This window comes from Ignavibacteriales bacterium, from assembly GCA_016700155.1.
Taxonomy (GTDB): domain Bacteria; phylum Bacteroidota; class Ignavibacteria; order Ignavibacteriales; family Ignavibacteriaceae.
This window is the reverse complement of sequence record CP065001.1, coordinates 2,806,085-2,818,878: the sequence shown is the minus strand read 5'-3', so window position 1 is coordinate 2,818,878 and position 12,794 is coordinate 2,806,085. Positions and strand designations below refer to the sequence as shown.

At 37.3% G+C, this 12,794-nt stretch carries 26 protein-coding genes and 1 tRNA gene; all 27 read left to right on the top strand.

Annotated features, from left to right (window positions below; translation table 11 throughout):
* Position 1: 1 nt before the first annotated feature.
* The 27 genes from rplW (at position 2) to IPM56_11890 (ending at position 12,783) form a co-directional block, all read left to right on the top strand.
* A complete protein-coding gene (gene rplW / locus IPM56_12020; GenBank protein QQS34984.1) occupies positions 2-295 on the top strand; it encodes a 50S ribosomal protein L23 in 294 nt (97 codons plus the stop codon).
* A gap of 20 nt (positions 296-315) precedes the next feature.
* Positions 316-1,143: a 50S ribosomal protein L2 gene (gene rplB / locus IPM56_12015; GenBank protein ID QQS34983.1), complete on the top strand. Its 828-nt coding sequence runs from the start codon at positions 316-318 to the stop codon at positions 1,141-1,143.
* Between the two features lie 8 nt (positions 1,144-1,151).
* Positions 1,152-1,439, top strand: coding sequence for a 30S ribosomal protein S19 (gene rpsS, locus IPM56_12010; GenBank protein QQS34982.1), 288 nt, complete (start codon positions 1,152-1,154; stop codon positions 1,437-1,439).
* A gap of 20 nt (positions 1,440-1,459) precedes the next feature.
* Entirely contained in the window at positions 1,460-1,807 is a 348-nt protein-coding gene (gene rplV / locus IPM56_12005) for a 50S ribosomal protein L22 (protein ID QQS34981.1), read from the top strand.
* Positions 1,808-1,821: 14 nt separating this feature from the next.
* The gene (gene rpsC, locus IPM56_12000; protein QQS34980.1) at positions 1,822-2,463 is read left to right on the top strand and encodes a 30S ribosomal protein S3; all 642 of its coding nucleotides are present in this window, start codon (positions 1,822-1,824) and stop codon (positions 2,461-2,463) included.
* 20 nt (positions 2,464-2,483) lie between these two features.
* Positions 2,484-2,900: a 50S ribosomal protein L16 gene (gene rplP / locus IPM56_11995; GenBank protein ID QQS34979.1), complete on the top strand. Its 417-nt coding sequence runs from the start codon at positions 2,484-2,486 to the stop codon at positions 2,898-2,900.
* A gap of 17 nt (positions 2,901-2,917) precedes the next feature.
* Positions 2,918-3,151, top strand: a complete 234-nt coding sequence (rpmC, locus tag IPM56_11990; protein QQS34978.1) for a 50S ribosomal protein L29 — start codon at positions 2,918-2,920, stop codon at positions 3,149-3,151.
* A 2-nt stretch (positions 3,152-3,153) separates the two neighbouring features.
* Entirely contained in the window at positions 3,154-3,411 is a 258-nt protein-coding gene (gene rpsQ / locus IPM56_11985; protein ID QQS34977.1) for a 30S ribosomal protein S17, read from the top strand.
* A 19-nt stretch (positions 3,412-3,430) separates the two neighbouring features.
* Positions 3,431-3,799, top strand: a complete 369-nt coding sequence (gene rplN / locus IPM56_11980) for a 50S ribosomal protein L14 (GenBank protein QQS34976.1) — start codon at positions 3,431-3,433, stop codon at positions 3,797-3,799.
* Between the two features lie 13 nt (positions 3,800-3,812).
* A complete protein-coding gene (rplX, locus tag IPM56_11975) occupies positions 3,813-4,136 on the top strand; it encodes a 50S ribosomal protein L24 (protein QQS34975.1) in 324 nt (107 codons plus the stop codon).
* A 35-nt stretch (positions 4,137-4,171) separates the two neighbouring features.
* Complete coding sequence (rplE, locus tag IPM56_11970) at positions 4,172-4,834, top strand: 50S ribosomal protein L5 (GenBank protein QQS34974.1); 663 nt, start codon at positions 4,172-4,174, stop codon at positions 4,832-4,834.
* 12 nt (positions 4,835-4,846) lie between these two features.
* Positions 4,847-5,116 carry a 30S ribosomal protein S14 gene (gene rpsN / locus IPM56_11965; protein QQS34973.1) on the top strand — a complete coding sequence of 90 codons (270 nt, stop codon included), beginning with the start codon at positions 4,847-4,849 and terminating at the stop codon, positions 5,114-5,116.
* Between the two features lie 12 nt (positions 5,117-5,128).
* Positions 5,129-5,524 carry a 30S ribosomal protein S8 gene (rpsH, locus tag IPM56_11960; GenBank protein ID QQS34972.1) on the top strand — a complete coding sequence of 132 codons (396 nt, stop codon included), beginning with the start codon at positions 5,129-5,131 and terminating at the stop codon, positions 5,522-5,524.
* Between the two features lie 21 nt (positions 5,525-5,545).
* The gene (rplF, locus tag IPM56_11955) at positions 5,546-6,085 is read left to right on the top strand and encodes a 50S ribosomal protein L6 (GenBank protein QQS34971.1); all 540 of its coding nucleotides are present in this window, start codon (positions 5,546-5,548) and stop codon (positions 6,083-6,085) included.
* Between the two features lie 20 nt (positions 6,086-6,105).
* Positions 6,106-6,471 carry a 50S ribosomal protein L18 gene (gene rplR, locus IPM56_11950; protein ID QQS34970.1) on the top strand — a complete coding sequence of 122 codons (366 nt, stop codon included), beginning with the start codon at positions 6,106-6,108 and terminating at the stop codon, positions 6,469-6,471.
* Positions 6,472-6,490: 19 nt separating this feature from the next.
* Positions 6,491-6,561 (top strand) — tRNA-Gln (locus IPM56_11945).
* Between the two features lie 94 nt (positions 6,562-6,655).
* The gene (gene rpsE, locus IPM56_11940; protein ID QQS34969.1) at positions 6,656-7,162 is read left to right on the top strand and encodes a 30S ribosomal protein S5; all 507 of its coding nucleotides are present in this window, start codon (positions 6,656-6,658) and stop codon (positions 7,160-7,162) included.
* Between the two features lie 11 nt (positions 7,163-7,173).
* Positions 7,174-7,365: a 50S ribosomal protein L30 gene (gene rpmD, locus IPM56_11935; protein ID QQS34968.1), complete on the top strand. Its 192-nt coding sequence runs from the start codon at positions 7,174-7,176 to the stop codon at positions 7,363-7,365.
* Between the two features lie 8 nt (positions 7,366-7,373).
* Complete coding sequence (rplO, locus tag IPM56_11930) at positions 7,374-7,832, top strand: 50S ribosomal protein L15 (protein QQS38291.1); 459 nt, start codon at positions 7,374-7,376, stop codon at positions 7,830-7,832.
* 11 nt (positions 7,833-7,843) lie between these two features.
* Complete coding sequence (gene secY, locus IPM56_11925; protein ID QQS34967.1) at positions 7,844-9,178, top strand: preprotein translocase subunit SecY; 1,335 nt, start codon at positions 7,844-7,846, stop codon at positions 9,176-9,178.
* A 2-nt stretch (positions 9,179-9,180) separates the two neighbouring features.
* A complete protein-coding gene (map, locus tag IPM56_11920) occupies positions 9,181-9,945 on the top strand; it encodes a type I methionyl aminopeptidase (protein QQS34966.1) in 765 nt (254 codons plus the stop codon).
* Positions 9,945-10,163: a translation initiation factor IF-1 gene (gene infA / locus IPM56_11915; GenBank protein ID QQS34965.1), complete on the top strand. Its 219-nt coding sequence runs from the start codon at positions 9,945-9,947 to the stop codon at positions 10,161-10,163. The genes map and infA overlap by 1 nt, the downstream gene beginning before the upstream one ends.
* A gap of 10 nt (positions 10,164-10,173) precedes the next feature.
* Positions 10,174-10,287 carry a 50S ribosomal protein L36 gene (rpmJ, locus tag IPM56_11910; GenBank protein QQS34964.1) on the top strand — a complete coding sequence of 38 codons (114 nt, stop codon included), beginning with the start codon at positions 10,174-10,176 and terminating at the stop codon, positions 10,285-10,287.
* Positions 10,288-10,309: 22 nt separating this feature from the next.
* Positions 10,310-10,693 carry a 30S ribosomal protein S13 gene (gene rpsM / locus IPM56_11905; GenBank protein ID QQS34963.1) on the top strand — a complete coding sequence of 128 codons (384 nt, stop codon included), beginning with the start codon at positions 10,310-10,312 and terminating at the stop codon, positions 10,691-10,693.
* Between the two features lie 26 nt (positions 10,694-10,719).
* Complete coding sequence (gene rpsK, locus IPM56_11900; GenBank protein ID QQS34962.1) at positions 10,720-11,106, top strand: 30S ribosomal protein S11; 387 nt, start codon at positions 10,720-10,722, stop codon at positions 11,104-11,106.
* Positions 11,107-11,127: 21 nt separating this feature from the next.
* Positions 11,128-11,754, top strand: a complete 627-nt coding sequence (gene rpsD / locus IPM56_11895) for a 30S ribosomal protein S4 (protein QQS34961.1) — start codon at positions 11,128-11,130, stop codon at positions 11,752-11,754.
* 33 nt (positions 11,755-11,787) lie between these two features.
* Positions 11,788-12,783, top strand: coding sequence for a DNA-directed RNA polymerase subunit alpha (locus IPM56_11890; GenBank protein ID QQS34960.1), 996 nt, complete (start codon positions 11,788-11,790; stop codon positions 12,781-12,783).
* The last annotated feature ends 11 nt before the right edge of the window (positions 12,784-12,794 follow it).

Sequence of the window (12,794 nt, the reverse complement as noted above, 5' to 3'; positions counted from 1 at the left end):
TATGCATCAGACACTTATTAAACCATTGATTACAGAAAAGATTACTAATCTTACAGCTGACAAAGGTATTTACGGATTTCTCGTTAACCCTGATGCTAATAAAATTCAGATAGCGAGAGCTATTGAACAGAAATTTAATGTACATGTTGTCAATGTCAGAACCATCAATCATCCGGGAAAAACTAAATCACAATTTAGGAAAAGCGGAAAGTTTGAGGGGAAAACATCAAAATTTAAAAAAGCAATCATCACTTTAAAAGCTGGTGAAACAATAGAATTATTCGAGCAAGTTTAGGTTTTTATTAGGACGATTTAATGGGAATAAATAAACTAAAACCAGTTACGCCCGGTACAAGATTCAGATCAAATGCTACTTTTGAAGAAGTAACAAAAACAACACCGGAAAAATCTTTAACCGTTGCATTAAAAAAATCCGGCGGAAGAAATAATCTTGGAAGAATAACAACAAGATTTATCGGCGGCGGTCATAAAAGAAGATACAGAATTGTAGATTTTAAACGTGATAAATCCGGTATACCTGCTACTGTATTTTCAATAGAATATGATCCGAACAGAACATGCCGTATTGCACTTCTGCATTATGCCGATGGTGAAAAAAGATATATCCTTGCACCGGAAGGTTTAAAGGTTGGAAGTAAAGTTCTTTCCGGTACCGGCAGCGACATTGTTGTTGGAAACGCGCTTCCGCTAAAAGAAATGCCGCTTGGCAGTTTCGTTCATAATGTTGAACTGAAACCAGGTAAAGGCGGACAGCTTGGAAGAAGTGCCGGTGCTGCACTACAGCTTATGGCAAAGGAAGGAAATTTTGCTCAGTTAAAAATGCCATCAGGTGAAGTTAGAATGGTTCGCCTTGATTGTATGGCAACTTACGGTGTTGTAGGTAACGCTGAACAGGAAAATATAAGTCTTGGAAAAGCTGGACGTTCACGCTGGTTAGGCAAAAGACCTCACGTCCGCGGTGTTGCAATGAATCCCGTTGATCACCCGATGGGTGGTGGTGAAGGTAAAACATCCGGCGGCGGTCATCCTGTTTCACCATGGGGTCAGGCTGCTAAAGGTTTGAAAACTAGGAAGCGTAAAAAAGAATCAAATAAATTTATCATTAAAAGACGTAAGAAGTAGAGTAGAATATGCCCAGGTCAGTTAAAAAAGGTCCTTTCATCGATCATAAATTGGCAGGTAAAATTACTAAGCTGAATGAAACCAATCAGAAAAAGATCATAAAAACATGGTCTCGCGCATCTACAATAATTCCTGATTTTGTAGGACACACAATTGCGGTTCATAACGGCAACAAAATGATTCCGGTTTACATTACCGAGAACATGGTCGGTCATAAGTTAGGTGAATTTGCACCTACACGTATTTTCAGAGGACATCCTGGAACAAAGGCTGAGAAGGCTACTAAAGCAAAATAATTTAATAGGGATTCGAAAAAATGGAAGCAAGAGCTGTACATAGATATATAGGTTCATCACCAAGAAAAATGAGATTGATTATTGATCTTATACGTGGTGTTTCAGTTGATAAAGCCATGGAGATTTTGCACTTCTCGCCAAAACATGCATCAAAAACTGCAGAAAAAGTTTTAAGATCAGCGGTTGCAAACCTTATGAACAGAGATGACGCAACCAGGATGGAACCATCTGATTTACTGGTTAAGGAAGTTTTTGTAAACCAGGGTCCCACATTAAAAAGAATTTCGGCTGCACCAATGGGCCGAGCATACAGAATAAGAAAAAGAAGCTGCCACTTAACCATAGTTGTAGCTACAAAAGCTAATTAGTAGGAGGATATTTTTTGGGCCAGAAAACAAACCCTGTTGGATTAAGAGTCGGAGTGATAAGAGGTTGGGACTCTAATTGGTACGAAAATAAAAGTTATTCAGGTAAGCTGAAAGAAGATGATAAACTTAGAGCTTACATCAGAAGCAGGTTAAAGAAAGCAGGAATTTCCAGAATTGTTATCGACAGAACCTCAAAAAATATTATTCTAACCATTCATACATCAAGACCCGGTGTTGTGATTGGAAAAAGCGGAAAAGAAATTACACAGCTTGAACAGGAATTAAAATCAGTTACTGATAAAGATGTTAAAGTTCAGATTTCGGAAATTAAACGTCCTGAACTTGATGCATATCTTGTAGCAGAAAATATTGCCAATCAATTGCAGGGAAGAGTTTCATTCAGAAGAGCAATGAAAATGGCTATCACTGCAGCGATGAGAATGGGTGCAGAAGGTATAAGAATTATGTGTGCAGGCAGATTAGGCGGTGCTGAAATGGCCAGGACAGAACAGTATAAAGAAGGAAGAATTCCACTGCATACACTCCGTGCGCAAATTGATTATGCAAACGGTAGAGCAGAAACAATTTATGGTTCCATTGGAATAAAAGTTTGGATCTGCAACGGTGAAGTATTAGGAAAAAGAGTTACAGAATAATTACCCGGAGATATTAAACCATGTTGATGCCCAAAAGAGTAAAGTTTAGAAAATCACAACGCGGACGTATGGCTGGCAAAGCTTATCGCGGCAGTTCAATATCATTCGGTGATTACGGATTAAAAGCACTTGAACCACACTGGATAACCGGAAGACAGATTGAAGCTTGTCGTGTTGCACTATCAAGAAAAATGAAAAGAGACGGTAAAGTCTGGATAAGAATTTTTCCTGACAAACCTGTTTCTAAAAAGCCGCTTGAAACCAGAATGGGTAAAGGTAAAGGCGCACCTGAATTCTGGGTTGCAGTTGTTAAACCAGGCAGAGTTTTGTTTGAAGTTTCAGGTGTATCAAGAGAACTGGCGCACGAAGCATTGATGACTTGTTCATCAAAACTTCCGATTAAAACAAAAGTTGTTGCAAGACCTGATTTAGATTAATTCCCAAGGGATTTGAAATGAAAATTTATGAAATAAAAGAAATGAAATCCGATGAACTTCGCAAACGGATTGAAGAAGAAGAAAAGAATCTTATTGACTTAAGATTTGCACATGAATTAAAACAGTTAACTAATACATCAAAACTTGGATTAGTTAAAAAAGATATTTCCAGGATGAAAACCATTCTAAGAGAAAGAGAAATTGCAGAAAAAAAATCTGCAGTAAAAGATACAGAAGGAGCTAAGTCTTAAACATGGAACAACGCGCTTTAAGAAAAACCAGGATAGGTGTAGTTGTAAGCAACAAAATGGAAAAAACAATAACCGTTGCTATCGAAAGAAAAGTTCCTCATCCTATTTACAAGAAGTACTTCAAAAGTACTACAAAGCTTACTGCACACGATGAAAAAAATGAATGCAGTATCGGCGATAAAGTAAAGATTATGGAAACACGCCCGATGAGTTTAAAGAAGAGATGGCGTTTAGTAGAAATTGTTGAAAAAGCCAAGTAGTCAATAAGGAGTTATAATAATGATTCAGGAAGAAACCAATTTAGTTGTAGCAGATAACTCCGGTGCAAAAAAGGTACGTTGTATAAGAGTACTTGGCGGCAGCGGAAGAAAATATGCAAGCGTCGGAGATTTAATTGTTGTTTCTGTTAAGGTTGCTATTCCAAACGGTACTGTTAAAAAAGGTGAAGTATCACGTGCGGTAATTGTAAGAACTAAAAAAGAAGTTAGAAGAAAAGATGGTTCATATATAAGATTTGATGAAAATGCCGCTGTGCTTATCAATCCGCAGAATGAACCGAAAGGTACACGTATTTTCGGACCGGTAGCCAGAGAGTTAAGAGAAAAACAGTTTATGAAAATTGTATCACTCGCACCTGAAGTTTTATAAGGATCGAAAAGAAATGAAAATCAGAAAAAATGATAATGTGATTGTAGTCGCCGGAAATGATAAAGGAAAATCCGGTAAAGTTTTAAAAGTTTTCCCGGCTGTTTCAAGAGTGATAGTTGAGGGAATAAATCTGAGAAAGCGTCATACAAAAGCCAATCAGAAAAATCCTCAAGGCGGCATCATTGAAAAAGAAGCTCCGATAAATGCTTCAAACGTTATGCTTCTTGATCCAAAATCTAATGAACCTACGAGAGTTGGTTCACAAATAATTCTTGATGACAAAACAGGCAAGAAAAGAAGAGCACGCGTAAGTCGTGTCAGCGGTGAAATGTTATAATAAATTCATTTAATACTTAAAGTTTATACGATAAAATGGCTGAGAAAAAAAATAAAAAAGAAACTGCAGAACCAAAGGCAAAAGCTCCTAAAAAAGGTGAAAAGTCTGCCGGAGGATCAACTGAAAAAGAGATTAGAATCGCCTCAAGGTTAGGTGATATTTATAAAGGCGAAATAGTTCCGGAACTTATGAAAAAGTTCAGTTACAAAACTATTATGCAGGTACCGAGACTCCATAAAATAGTTGTTAACATGGGTGTTGGCGATGCGGTTTCGGATCAGAAGATTCTTGAAGAAGCAGTTAAAGAACTTGAAACAATCACCGGTCAAAAAGCTTCAATAAGAAAAGCAAAAAAAGCTATCTCTAATTTTAAATTAAGAGAAGGTGTTAATATCGGAGCGATGGTTACTTTGAGACGTGAGCGAATGTATGAATTCCTTGACCGATTAATAAACATAGCTCTACCGCGTGTGCGTGACTTCCGTGGATTGTCAGATAAATCATTTGACGGAAGAGGCAATTACACAATCGGTATTAAAGAACAAATCATCTTCCCGGAAATTAATGTTGATAAGATCACAAAAGTTTTGGGAATGGATATTACTTTTGTTACAACAGCACCAAGTGATAACGAAGCATACGAACTATTACTTGCGTTTGGTATTCCGTTTAGAAAAAAAGAAATTAAAACAGCCTAAGCAGGAGAATGAATGGCTAGAAAAAGTCTTATAGCTAGAGAAGAAAAAAGGCGTAAACTCGTACAGAAATTTGAAAAGATTCGTAAGGAACTGAAAGAAAAAGGTGACTACGATGCTTTGCAGAAACTTCCGAAAGATGCTTCACCAGTTAGATTAAAAAACAGGTGTATGTTTACAGGAAGAGCACGTTCGTATTATCGTAAATTTGGAATATCCAGGCTTGTGCTGAGAGAGATGGCATTACGCGGTGAAATTCCCGGATTAAAAAAGTCAAGTTGGTAGAAGGAGAGATTTATGCCGGTTACAGATCCAATTTCAGATTTATTAACTAGAATTAGAAATGCTTGCAAAGCAAAGAAGCCGAGAGTAGAAATTCCTAGTTCAAACATGAAAAAAGGAATTGCAGATATTCTTAAACGCCAGAGTTTTATTGATGATTATGTTGTTGTTGAAGATAATAAACAAAACATTCTTAGAATTCATTTAAAGTATTCACAAGGCAAACCTGCAATAAGCGGTTTGAAAAGAATAAGTACACCCGGTTTAAGAATCTATAAAGATTCTACTGAATTACCGAGAGTACTGAACGGATTAGGCATTGCTGTAATATCCACCTCCAAAGGTCTTATGACTGACAAAGAAGCACGCAGAGAAGCAGTTGGCGGTGAAGTAGTTTGTTATATCTGGTAAAATATAAATCGGAGTTTTAAAGTGTCGAGAATAGGTAAAAAAGTAATAACAATTCCAAAGGGAGTTACAGTTACTAAAAACGGATTGAGTCTTAAAGTAAAAGGTCCTAAAGGAGAACTCAGCAATTCATTTCATCCAAATATTGGAATTGAAATAAAAGATAGTGAGATAAATGTAACTCGTCCGGATGATTTGAAAGAGAATAAAGCTCTTCACGGATTAACAAGAGCATTGATTCAGAATATGATTACAGGTGTAAACTCTGAGTATTCCAAAACTCTTGATATTATTGGCGTTGGTTACAGAGTTGAAGCTAAAGGAAAAAATCTTTTGATAAACATTGGATATTCACATCCGATATATTTTGCACCTCCGGATGGAATTACTCTGCAAGCACCAACACAAACTCAAATTGTTATATCAGGCATTGATAAACAGTTAGTTGGTCTGGTAGCAGCAAAAATAAGATCAATAAGAAAACCTGAGCCTTACAAAGGTAAAGGAATTAAATATTCTCACGAACATATCGTTAGAAAAGCCGGTAAGACTGCAGGTAAATAATTTTTGGAGTTGAAGTAGTTATGATTAAACGTGATAAAAATCTGAGATTAAGATCTAAAACAAAAATCAGAAAAAAAATCTCCGGCACACCCGAGTGTCCGAGACTTACAGTATACAGAAGTCTTGACAATATATATGCTCAACTAATTGATGACTCAACCGGTGTTACTTTGGTTGCAGCTTCATCATTATCCAAAGAAATTGCTGATGAACTAAAAAATGCAAAAGGCAAAGTTTCTAAATGTAAATTAGTTGGAAAATTAGTTGCGCAAAAAGCCATTGAAAAGAAAATTGCAACCGTTGTATTTGACAGGAATGGATACAGGTATCATGGTCGTATCCAGGCACTCGCTGACGGTGCACGTGAGGGAGGACTGAAGTTTTAGTTATGGAAGTAACTAATCTTGCCGGGTCGTCTAATGGCAGGACTACGCCCTTTGGAGGCGTCTGTAGAGGTTCGAATCCTCTCCCGGCAACAAGTAATGTTTATATGCCGGTTCAATTAAATAATTTAGTGATTGAATTGAAAAAATCATTAACAATAAAATTTGAAGTTTCTGGAGTAATAATTTGAAAACAGTAAAGTCAAGCGAAACAGAAGGACTAAAAGAAAAAGTTGTTCATATTAATCGCGTAGCAAAAGTTGTAAAAGGCGGACGCAGATTTAGCTTTAATGCAATTGTTGTTGTTGGTGATGGAAACGGAACAGTCGGAGTTGGATTAGGAAAAGCCAATGAAGTTACCGATGCTATTTCGAAAGGTATCGATGACGCAAAGAAAAACCTGGTTTACGTCTCTGTAATTAAAGGGACAGTTGCTCATGAAATTATTGGAAGGTTTGGTGCAGGCAGAGTACTTCTTAAACCGGCAACACCTGGTACAGGATTGATAGCAGGCGGCGGAGTACGTGCGGTACTTGAAGCAGCCGGTGTTCAGGATATCCTTACCAAATCACTTGGTTCAAGTAACCCACACAACCAGGTTAAGGCAACACTTAACGGATTATTAAGTCAGATTGATGCCCGAAGGATGGCAACCAAACGTAAGATGACTGTTAATGAATTGTTCAATTCTTAATTGAGGAAGTTATGATCAAGTTAAAAGTTACACAGACAAGAAGTATTATTGACAGACCAAATGATCAGAAGCTTACAATAAAAGCGCTTGGTTTAGGAAGACCTAACTGGTTTAAAGTTCATAATGACTCTCCTCAGATTAGAGGTATGATCAGAAAAGTAACTCACCTTGTTAAGGTTGAGGAATTAAAAGAGAATAATTAGGATTTATGATGGATATTTTAAGTAATCTAAAGTACGCACCGGGCTCAAGAAAAAAAGTTAAAAGAATTGGACGCGGAGAAGGCTCCGGTCACGGTGGTACTGCAACAAAAGGAATGAATGGTCAGCTTTCACGTTCCGGTTCAAAACATAAAGCATGGTTTGAAGGCGGACAAATGCCATTGCAGAGAAGAATTCCGAAATTCGGTTTCAGAAATATATTTAAAGTCTACTCTCAAGTGGTAAATGTTGGCTCACTCCAAAAGCTGGCTGAAGATAAAAAAATTACAGATGCAGTTATAAATGCTGAACTCCTGAAGAAGTATGGATTAATTTCCAGTTCAAAAAAACCCGTAAAGTTATTAGGCAACGGTGAGTTGAAAACTAAATTTCAGGTTGAAGTAAATGCATTCAGCCAGTCAGCAAAAGAAAAAGTTGAAGCTGCAGGCGGCTCTATCAAAACGATTTAATCTGGAATTCAATGGCAAAACTTACAGATACCTTCAGAAATATTTTTAAGATTCACGAGCTTCGCCAGAGGATACTTTATACTTTGGCGTTACTTTTTATTGTAAGGCTCGGTTCACATCTTACAATTCCCGGTGTTGACCCTGCTTTGTTAACCCAAAGTATGAGCAATCAAACCGATAACAGTTTATTCGGATTGTACGATCTTTTTGTCGGAGGGGCTTTTTCTAATGCTGCAATATTTGCATTAGGAATTATGCCTTACATTTCCGCTTCAATTATTCTGCAGTTGTTTGGTGCGGTTATACCGTACTTCCAAAAACTTCAGCAGGAAGGTGAAGAGGGAAGAAAGAAAATTACTCAACTTACACGTTACGGTACTGTGCTTATCTCTGCATTGCAGGCATGGGGTGTAACTGTAAGATTATTGAATTTAAATGTTCAGGGTTTACCAATAATTCCTGAACCGGTCCAGGGATTTTTCTGGACATTCTCAACTATAGTGATACTTACCTCCGGTACCGTCTTTATGATGTGGCTTGGAGAACAGATTACAGATAAAGGAATTGGAAATGGTATTTCACTAATAATCTTTATTGGAATTATAGCAAGATTTCCATTTGCGATTCAGGATGAAATAAATCTTATCATAAGTGGTTTGCGCAGTATTGTTATTGAAGTTGTGATAGTTGTGTTTATGGTTTTTATAATAGCAGGTGTTGTTCTTGTAACACAGGGAACAAGAAGAATTCCGGTACAGTATGCAAAAAGAGTTGTCGGAAGAAAAGTATACGGTGGTGTTACCCAGTATATTCCGTTAAGAGTGAATACGGCTGGTGTGATGCCTATAATCTTTGCGCAATCGATTATGTTTATACCTAATACGATTCTTGGTTTCTTCCCTGACAATGAATTTTTGCAGACGCTTTCAAGTTATTTTGTTTATACATCGCCGGTTTACTCGTTCATATATGCATTGATGATTATCTTCTTCACTTACTTCTATACAGCGATTGCATTCAATCCAAAAGATGTTGCGGATAATATGAAGAAGCAGGGAGGATTCATTCCGGGAATTCGCCCGGGTAAACAAACATCAGAGTTTATTGATAATATTTTGACAAAGATTACACTGCCGGGATCAATATTCCTTGCAATCATTGCGATACTTCCTGCATTTGTTTCTGTGTGGGGAGTTTCAGGTCAGTTTGCACAGTTTTTTGGCGGTACAAGTTTATTGATTATGGTTGGTGTTGCACTCGATACTCTTCAGCAGATTGAATCACACCTGTTGATGAGGCATTATGATGGTTTTATGAAAAGCGGTAAAATAAAAGCCCGCAGATAATTGTGATTTACATTAAGACACAGAAAGAAATTGATTTAATAAAAACCAGTTGTCGTATTGTAGCAGAAACACTTCAACTGGTCAAAAGTAATGTAAGACCCGGAGTAACTACCGGGGAGCTAAATCAGATTGCCGAAGATTATATACTCAGCAACAATGCAAGAGCGGCATTCAAAGGATACTCGCAAGGTGGTCCTTCAATTGATTTTCCTGCTGCTCTCTGTACTTCGGTAGAGGATGAAGTTGTTCACGGTATACCGGGAAAAAGAGTTCTAAAAAGTGGTGAAATAATTTCAATCGATGTTGGAGTTGAAAAGAACGGATATTTTGGTGATGCTGCGCTTACAGTAGCAGTAGGACCAATAACAGAAGAAAAACAAAAGCTTCTGGATGTTACTGAAAAATCACTCTACGTTGGAATTGAAAACGCAGTTAATGACAACAAGGTTCATGATATTTCTGCTGCTATACAGGAATTTGTTGAATTGAACGGGTTCTCTGTTGTTAGGGAATTGTGCGGACACGGTGTCGGTAAATACCTTCACGAAAGTCCCTCTATCCCGAACTTCGGAAAAAGAGGAACCGGAAGCAGATTAAAAAATGGAATGACCCTGGCAATTGAACCGATGGTAAATGCCGGTAAAGAAAAAGTGAAAACTGATTCGGACGGATGGACAGTAAGAACCGCAGATGCTTTTCCATCTGCACATTTTGAACATACAATATTAATATCAGGCGGTAAGCCTGAAATACTTACGGTCTGTTGATGGCAAAACAAGGTCCAATAAAAATTGACGGCATTGTAACTGAAACATTACCAAATGCTCATTTTAAAGTTAAGCTTGATAATGGGCATGAAATACTGGCGCATATCTCAGGAAAAATGAGAATGCACTTTATCAAAATTCTGGTTGGAGATAAAGTTTCTATTGAACTTTCTCCTTACGACTTAACAAAAGGTAGGATCACCTACAGATATAAATAGCGGAGCTTGTATGAAAGTAAGAGCATCAGTAAAAAAAATATGTGATAATTGCAAAGTGATAAAACGTAAGGGTGTTGTTAAAGTTATTTGCAAAAACCCTAAACACAAGCAACGTCAAGGTTAATTAAAATTTAAGGAGAAGTGAATTGGCTCGTATAGCTGGCGTAGATTTACCTAAAAATAAAAAAGTCCTTTACGGACTGCAGTACATCTTTGGTGTTGGTGAGCATGTATCTGCAGCAATCCTTGAAAAAGCCAAAGTAAATCCTGACAAACGTGTATCTGATCTTAATGATGAAGAAATTGCGCAGATCAGAGCGATTATGACAGCTGAATACAAGGTTGAAGGAGCCCTTCGTTCCGAAGTTCAGCAGAATATTAAAAGATTGATGGATATTGGTTCATACCGCGGCATAAGACACAGAAGAGGTTTACCGGCAAGAGGTCAAAGAACAAGAACCAATTCCCGTACAAGAAAAGGTAAGAGAAAAACAGTTGCCGGAAAGAAAAAAACACCAACTAAGAAATAAAGTTTGAAAACTTGGAGGTTTAACCCTTGGCTAAAGTAGTTAAGAAAGCAAAAAAGAAATCGCACGTTGATGCTAACGGAGTTGCACACGTAAAAGCTACGTTCAATAACGTTATTGTAACGCTGACTGATATTTATGGAAATACAATTGCATGGTCATCTGCAGGCAAAAATGGTTTTAAAGGATCAAGAAAAAACACACCATTTGCCGCTCAGGTTTCAGCAGAAGCAGCAGCTAAAGAAGCATATGATCTTGGATTAAGAAAAGTTGAAGTATTTGTCAAAGGTCCGGGCTCAGGTCGCGAAGCAGCTATCAGAGCATTACACACTGCAGGTTTGGAGATCAGCGCTATAAGAGATGTTACTCCAATACCACATAACGGATGCAGACCACCCAAGAAAAGAAGAGTTTAATTTTAACGGAGAGTTAACTAAATGGCAAGATATACAGATTCAGTATGCAAATTATGTAGACGAGAAAAACAAAAACTTTTCTTGAAAGGACAAAAATGCTTTACTGAAAAATGTCCGATTGAATCTAAGAACTATCCTCCAGGTCAGCACGGAATATCCCGCAGATCAAAAGTTTCTGAATATGGAATTCAGCTGAGAGAGAAACAAAAAATAAAAAGATCATACGGATTACTGGAAACACAGTTCAGAAACTATTTTGAAAAAGCAAATAAACAAAAAGGACGTACCGGTGAAAACCTGATCCAAATCCTTGAACGCAGACTTGATAATGTAGTCTTCAGACTTGGATTTGCATCTTCACGTAAACAGGCAAGACAGCTAATCAAACATCGTCATGTTATTGTGAATGAAAGATTAGTTGATGTTCCTTCATTTTTACTCTCTGCCGGTGATATAATTAAAATAAAAGAGAAAAGTAAAAAGCTCGATGCAATTCACAGCTCGCTAAAGAGAGTTAAAGACAGCACGTATTCGTGGCTCTCAATTGATAAAGCCTCACTTGCCGGAACTTTTCTTCAGGTGCCGGATAGAGTTGATGTTCCTCTAAATGCCAATGAACAATTGGTAGTTGAGCTTTATTCAAAATAAAATTTTTTAAGAATAATTTTAGAGGATTAATAAATGAGCGTTTCATATTTAAAGATGCCCGAAGCAGTTGTACTTGATGAAGCAAGTTATTCGAATACATTTGGTAGATTTTTTCTGCAGCCGCTTGAAAGAGGATATGGTGTAACATTAGGAAACTCTCTTCGCAGGGTACTGCTTTCCTCATTACCCGGTGCAGCAATTGTATCAGTTAAATTCAGCGGTGTGCTTCATGAGTTCACAACAATTGATGGTGTAGTTGAAGATGTTGCTGAAATCATTCTTAACCTTAAACAGGTTAGAATGAAACTGCTAAGCAAAAAGCCGAATAAAATTGATATTTCATTCAACGGTGCCGGTGAATTTACAGCAGCAGATATTCAGAAGAACAGCAACGAAGTTGAAATTCTGAATCCTGATCTTCACATAGCAACCATAAATAAAAATGTTAAACTTGATATAGAAGTCCGTGTAGGCAAAGGAACCGGTTATATTCCTGCTGCGGAAAATGTTCAGCCTGATCAGACCATTGGTGTTATTCCAATTGATTCAATCTTCACACCGATTAAAAACGTTAAGTACGAAGTTGAAAATGTTCGTATCGGTGATAAGAATGACTATGAAAAACTTACCATAGAAATCGGCACAGATGGTTCAATTACACCTGATGATGCATTAACCCAGGCAGCAAAAATTCTCAGGGATCATATACAGTTATTTATCAACTTTGATATTGACCAGGAAGAAGAACAGGCAGTAAGTCAGAAGGACAGCGAGACTGAAAGAGTTAGAAAAATACTTCTTACAAGTGTTGATGATCTGGAATTAAGTGTCAGGTCACACAACTGCTTAAAAGCAGCTAACATTAAGAATCTGTCCGAGCTTGTTAAAAGAGATGAAGCCGAGATGTTGAAGTTCAGGAATTTTGGAAGAAAATCACTTGCAGAACTTATGGAAATAGTTGAAAGCCTTGGACTGGAATTCGGAATGGATATTGACAAATACCTGAAAGAAGAAACTGAAACACACTAATTTTTTTGACG

Excerpts from the sequence above, each read along its gene's own strand:
- rpmD (QQS34968.1), top strand. The coding sequence starts at position 7,174 with ATGATCAAGTTAAAAGTTACACAGACAAGAAGTATTATTGACAGACCA.
- rplV (QQS34981.1), top strand. The coding sequence starts at position 1,460 with ATGGAAGCAAGAGCTGTACATAGATATATAGGTTCATCACCAAGAAAA.
- rplW (QQS34984.1), top strand. The coding sequence starts at position 2 with ATGCATCAGACACTTATTAAACCATTGATTACAGAAAAGATTACTAAT.
- rpsH (QQS34972.1), top strand. The coding sequence starts at position 5,129 with ATGCCGGTTACAGATCCAATTTCAGATTTATTAACTAGAATTAGAAAT.
- IPM56_11890 (QQS34960.1), top strand. The coding sequence starts at position 11,788 with ATGAGCGTTTCATATTTAAAGATGCCCGAAGCAGTTGTACTTGATGAA.
- rpsN (QQS34973.1), top strand. The coding sequence starts at position 4,847 with ATGGCTAGAAAAAGTCTTATAGCTAGAGAAGAAAAAAGGCGTAAACTC.
- rpmC (QQS34978.1), top strand. The coding sequence starts at position 2,918 with ATGAAAATTTATGAAATAAAAGAAATGAAATCCGATGAACTTCGCAAA.
- rplE (QQS34974.1), top strand. The coding sequence starts at position 4,172 with ATGGCTGAGAAAAAAAATAAAAAAGAAACTGCAGAACCAAAGGCAAAA.
- rplR (QQS34970.1), top strand. The coding sequence starts at position 6,106 with ATGATTAAACGTGATAAAAATCTGAGATTAAGATCTAAAACAAAAATC.
- secY (QQS34967.1), top strand. The coding sequence starts at position 7,844 with ATGGCAAAACTTACAGATACCTTCAGAAATATTTTTAAGATTCACGAG.
- rplO (QQS38291.1), top strand. The coding sequence starts at position 7,374 with ATGGATATTTTAAGTAATCTAAAGTACGCACCGGGCTCAAGAAAAAAA.
- rplX (QQS34975.1), top strand. The coding sequence starts at position 3,813 with ATGAAAATCAGAAAAAATGATAATGTGATTGTAGTCGCCGGAAATGAT.
- rpsS (QQS34982.1), top strand. The coding sequence starts at position 1,152 with ATGCCCAGGTCAGTTAAAAAAGGTCCTTTCATCGATCATAAATTGGCA.
- rpsD (QQS34961.1), top strand. The coding sequence starts at position 11,128 with ATGGCAAGATATACAGATTCAGTATGCAAATTATGTAGACGAGAAAAA.
- rplN (QQS34976.1), top strand. The coding sequence starts at position 3,431 with ATGATTCAGGAAGAAACCAATTTAGTTGTAGCAGATAACTCCGGTGCA.
- rpsQ (QQS34977.1), top strand. The coding sequence starts at position 3,154 with ATGGAACAACGCGCTTTAAGAAAAACCAGGATAGGTGTAGTTGTAAGC.
- rpmJ (QQS34964.1), top strand. The coding sequence starts at position 10,174 with ATGAAAGTAAGAGCATCAGTAAAAAAAATATGTGATAATTGCAAAGTG.
- rplP (QQS34979.1), top strand. The coding sequence starts at position 2,484 with ATGTTGATGCCCAAAAGAGTAAAGTTTAGAAAATCACAACGCGGACGT.
- infA (QQS34965.1), top strand. The coding sequence starts at position 9,945 with ATGGCAAAACAAGGTCCAATAAAAATTGACGGCATTGTAACTGAAACA.
- rplB (QQS34983.1), top strand. The coding sequence starts at position 316 with ATGGGAATAAATAAACTAAAACCAGTTACGCCCGGTACAAGATTCAGA.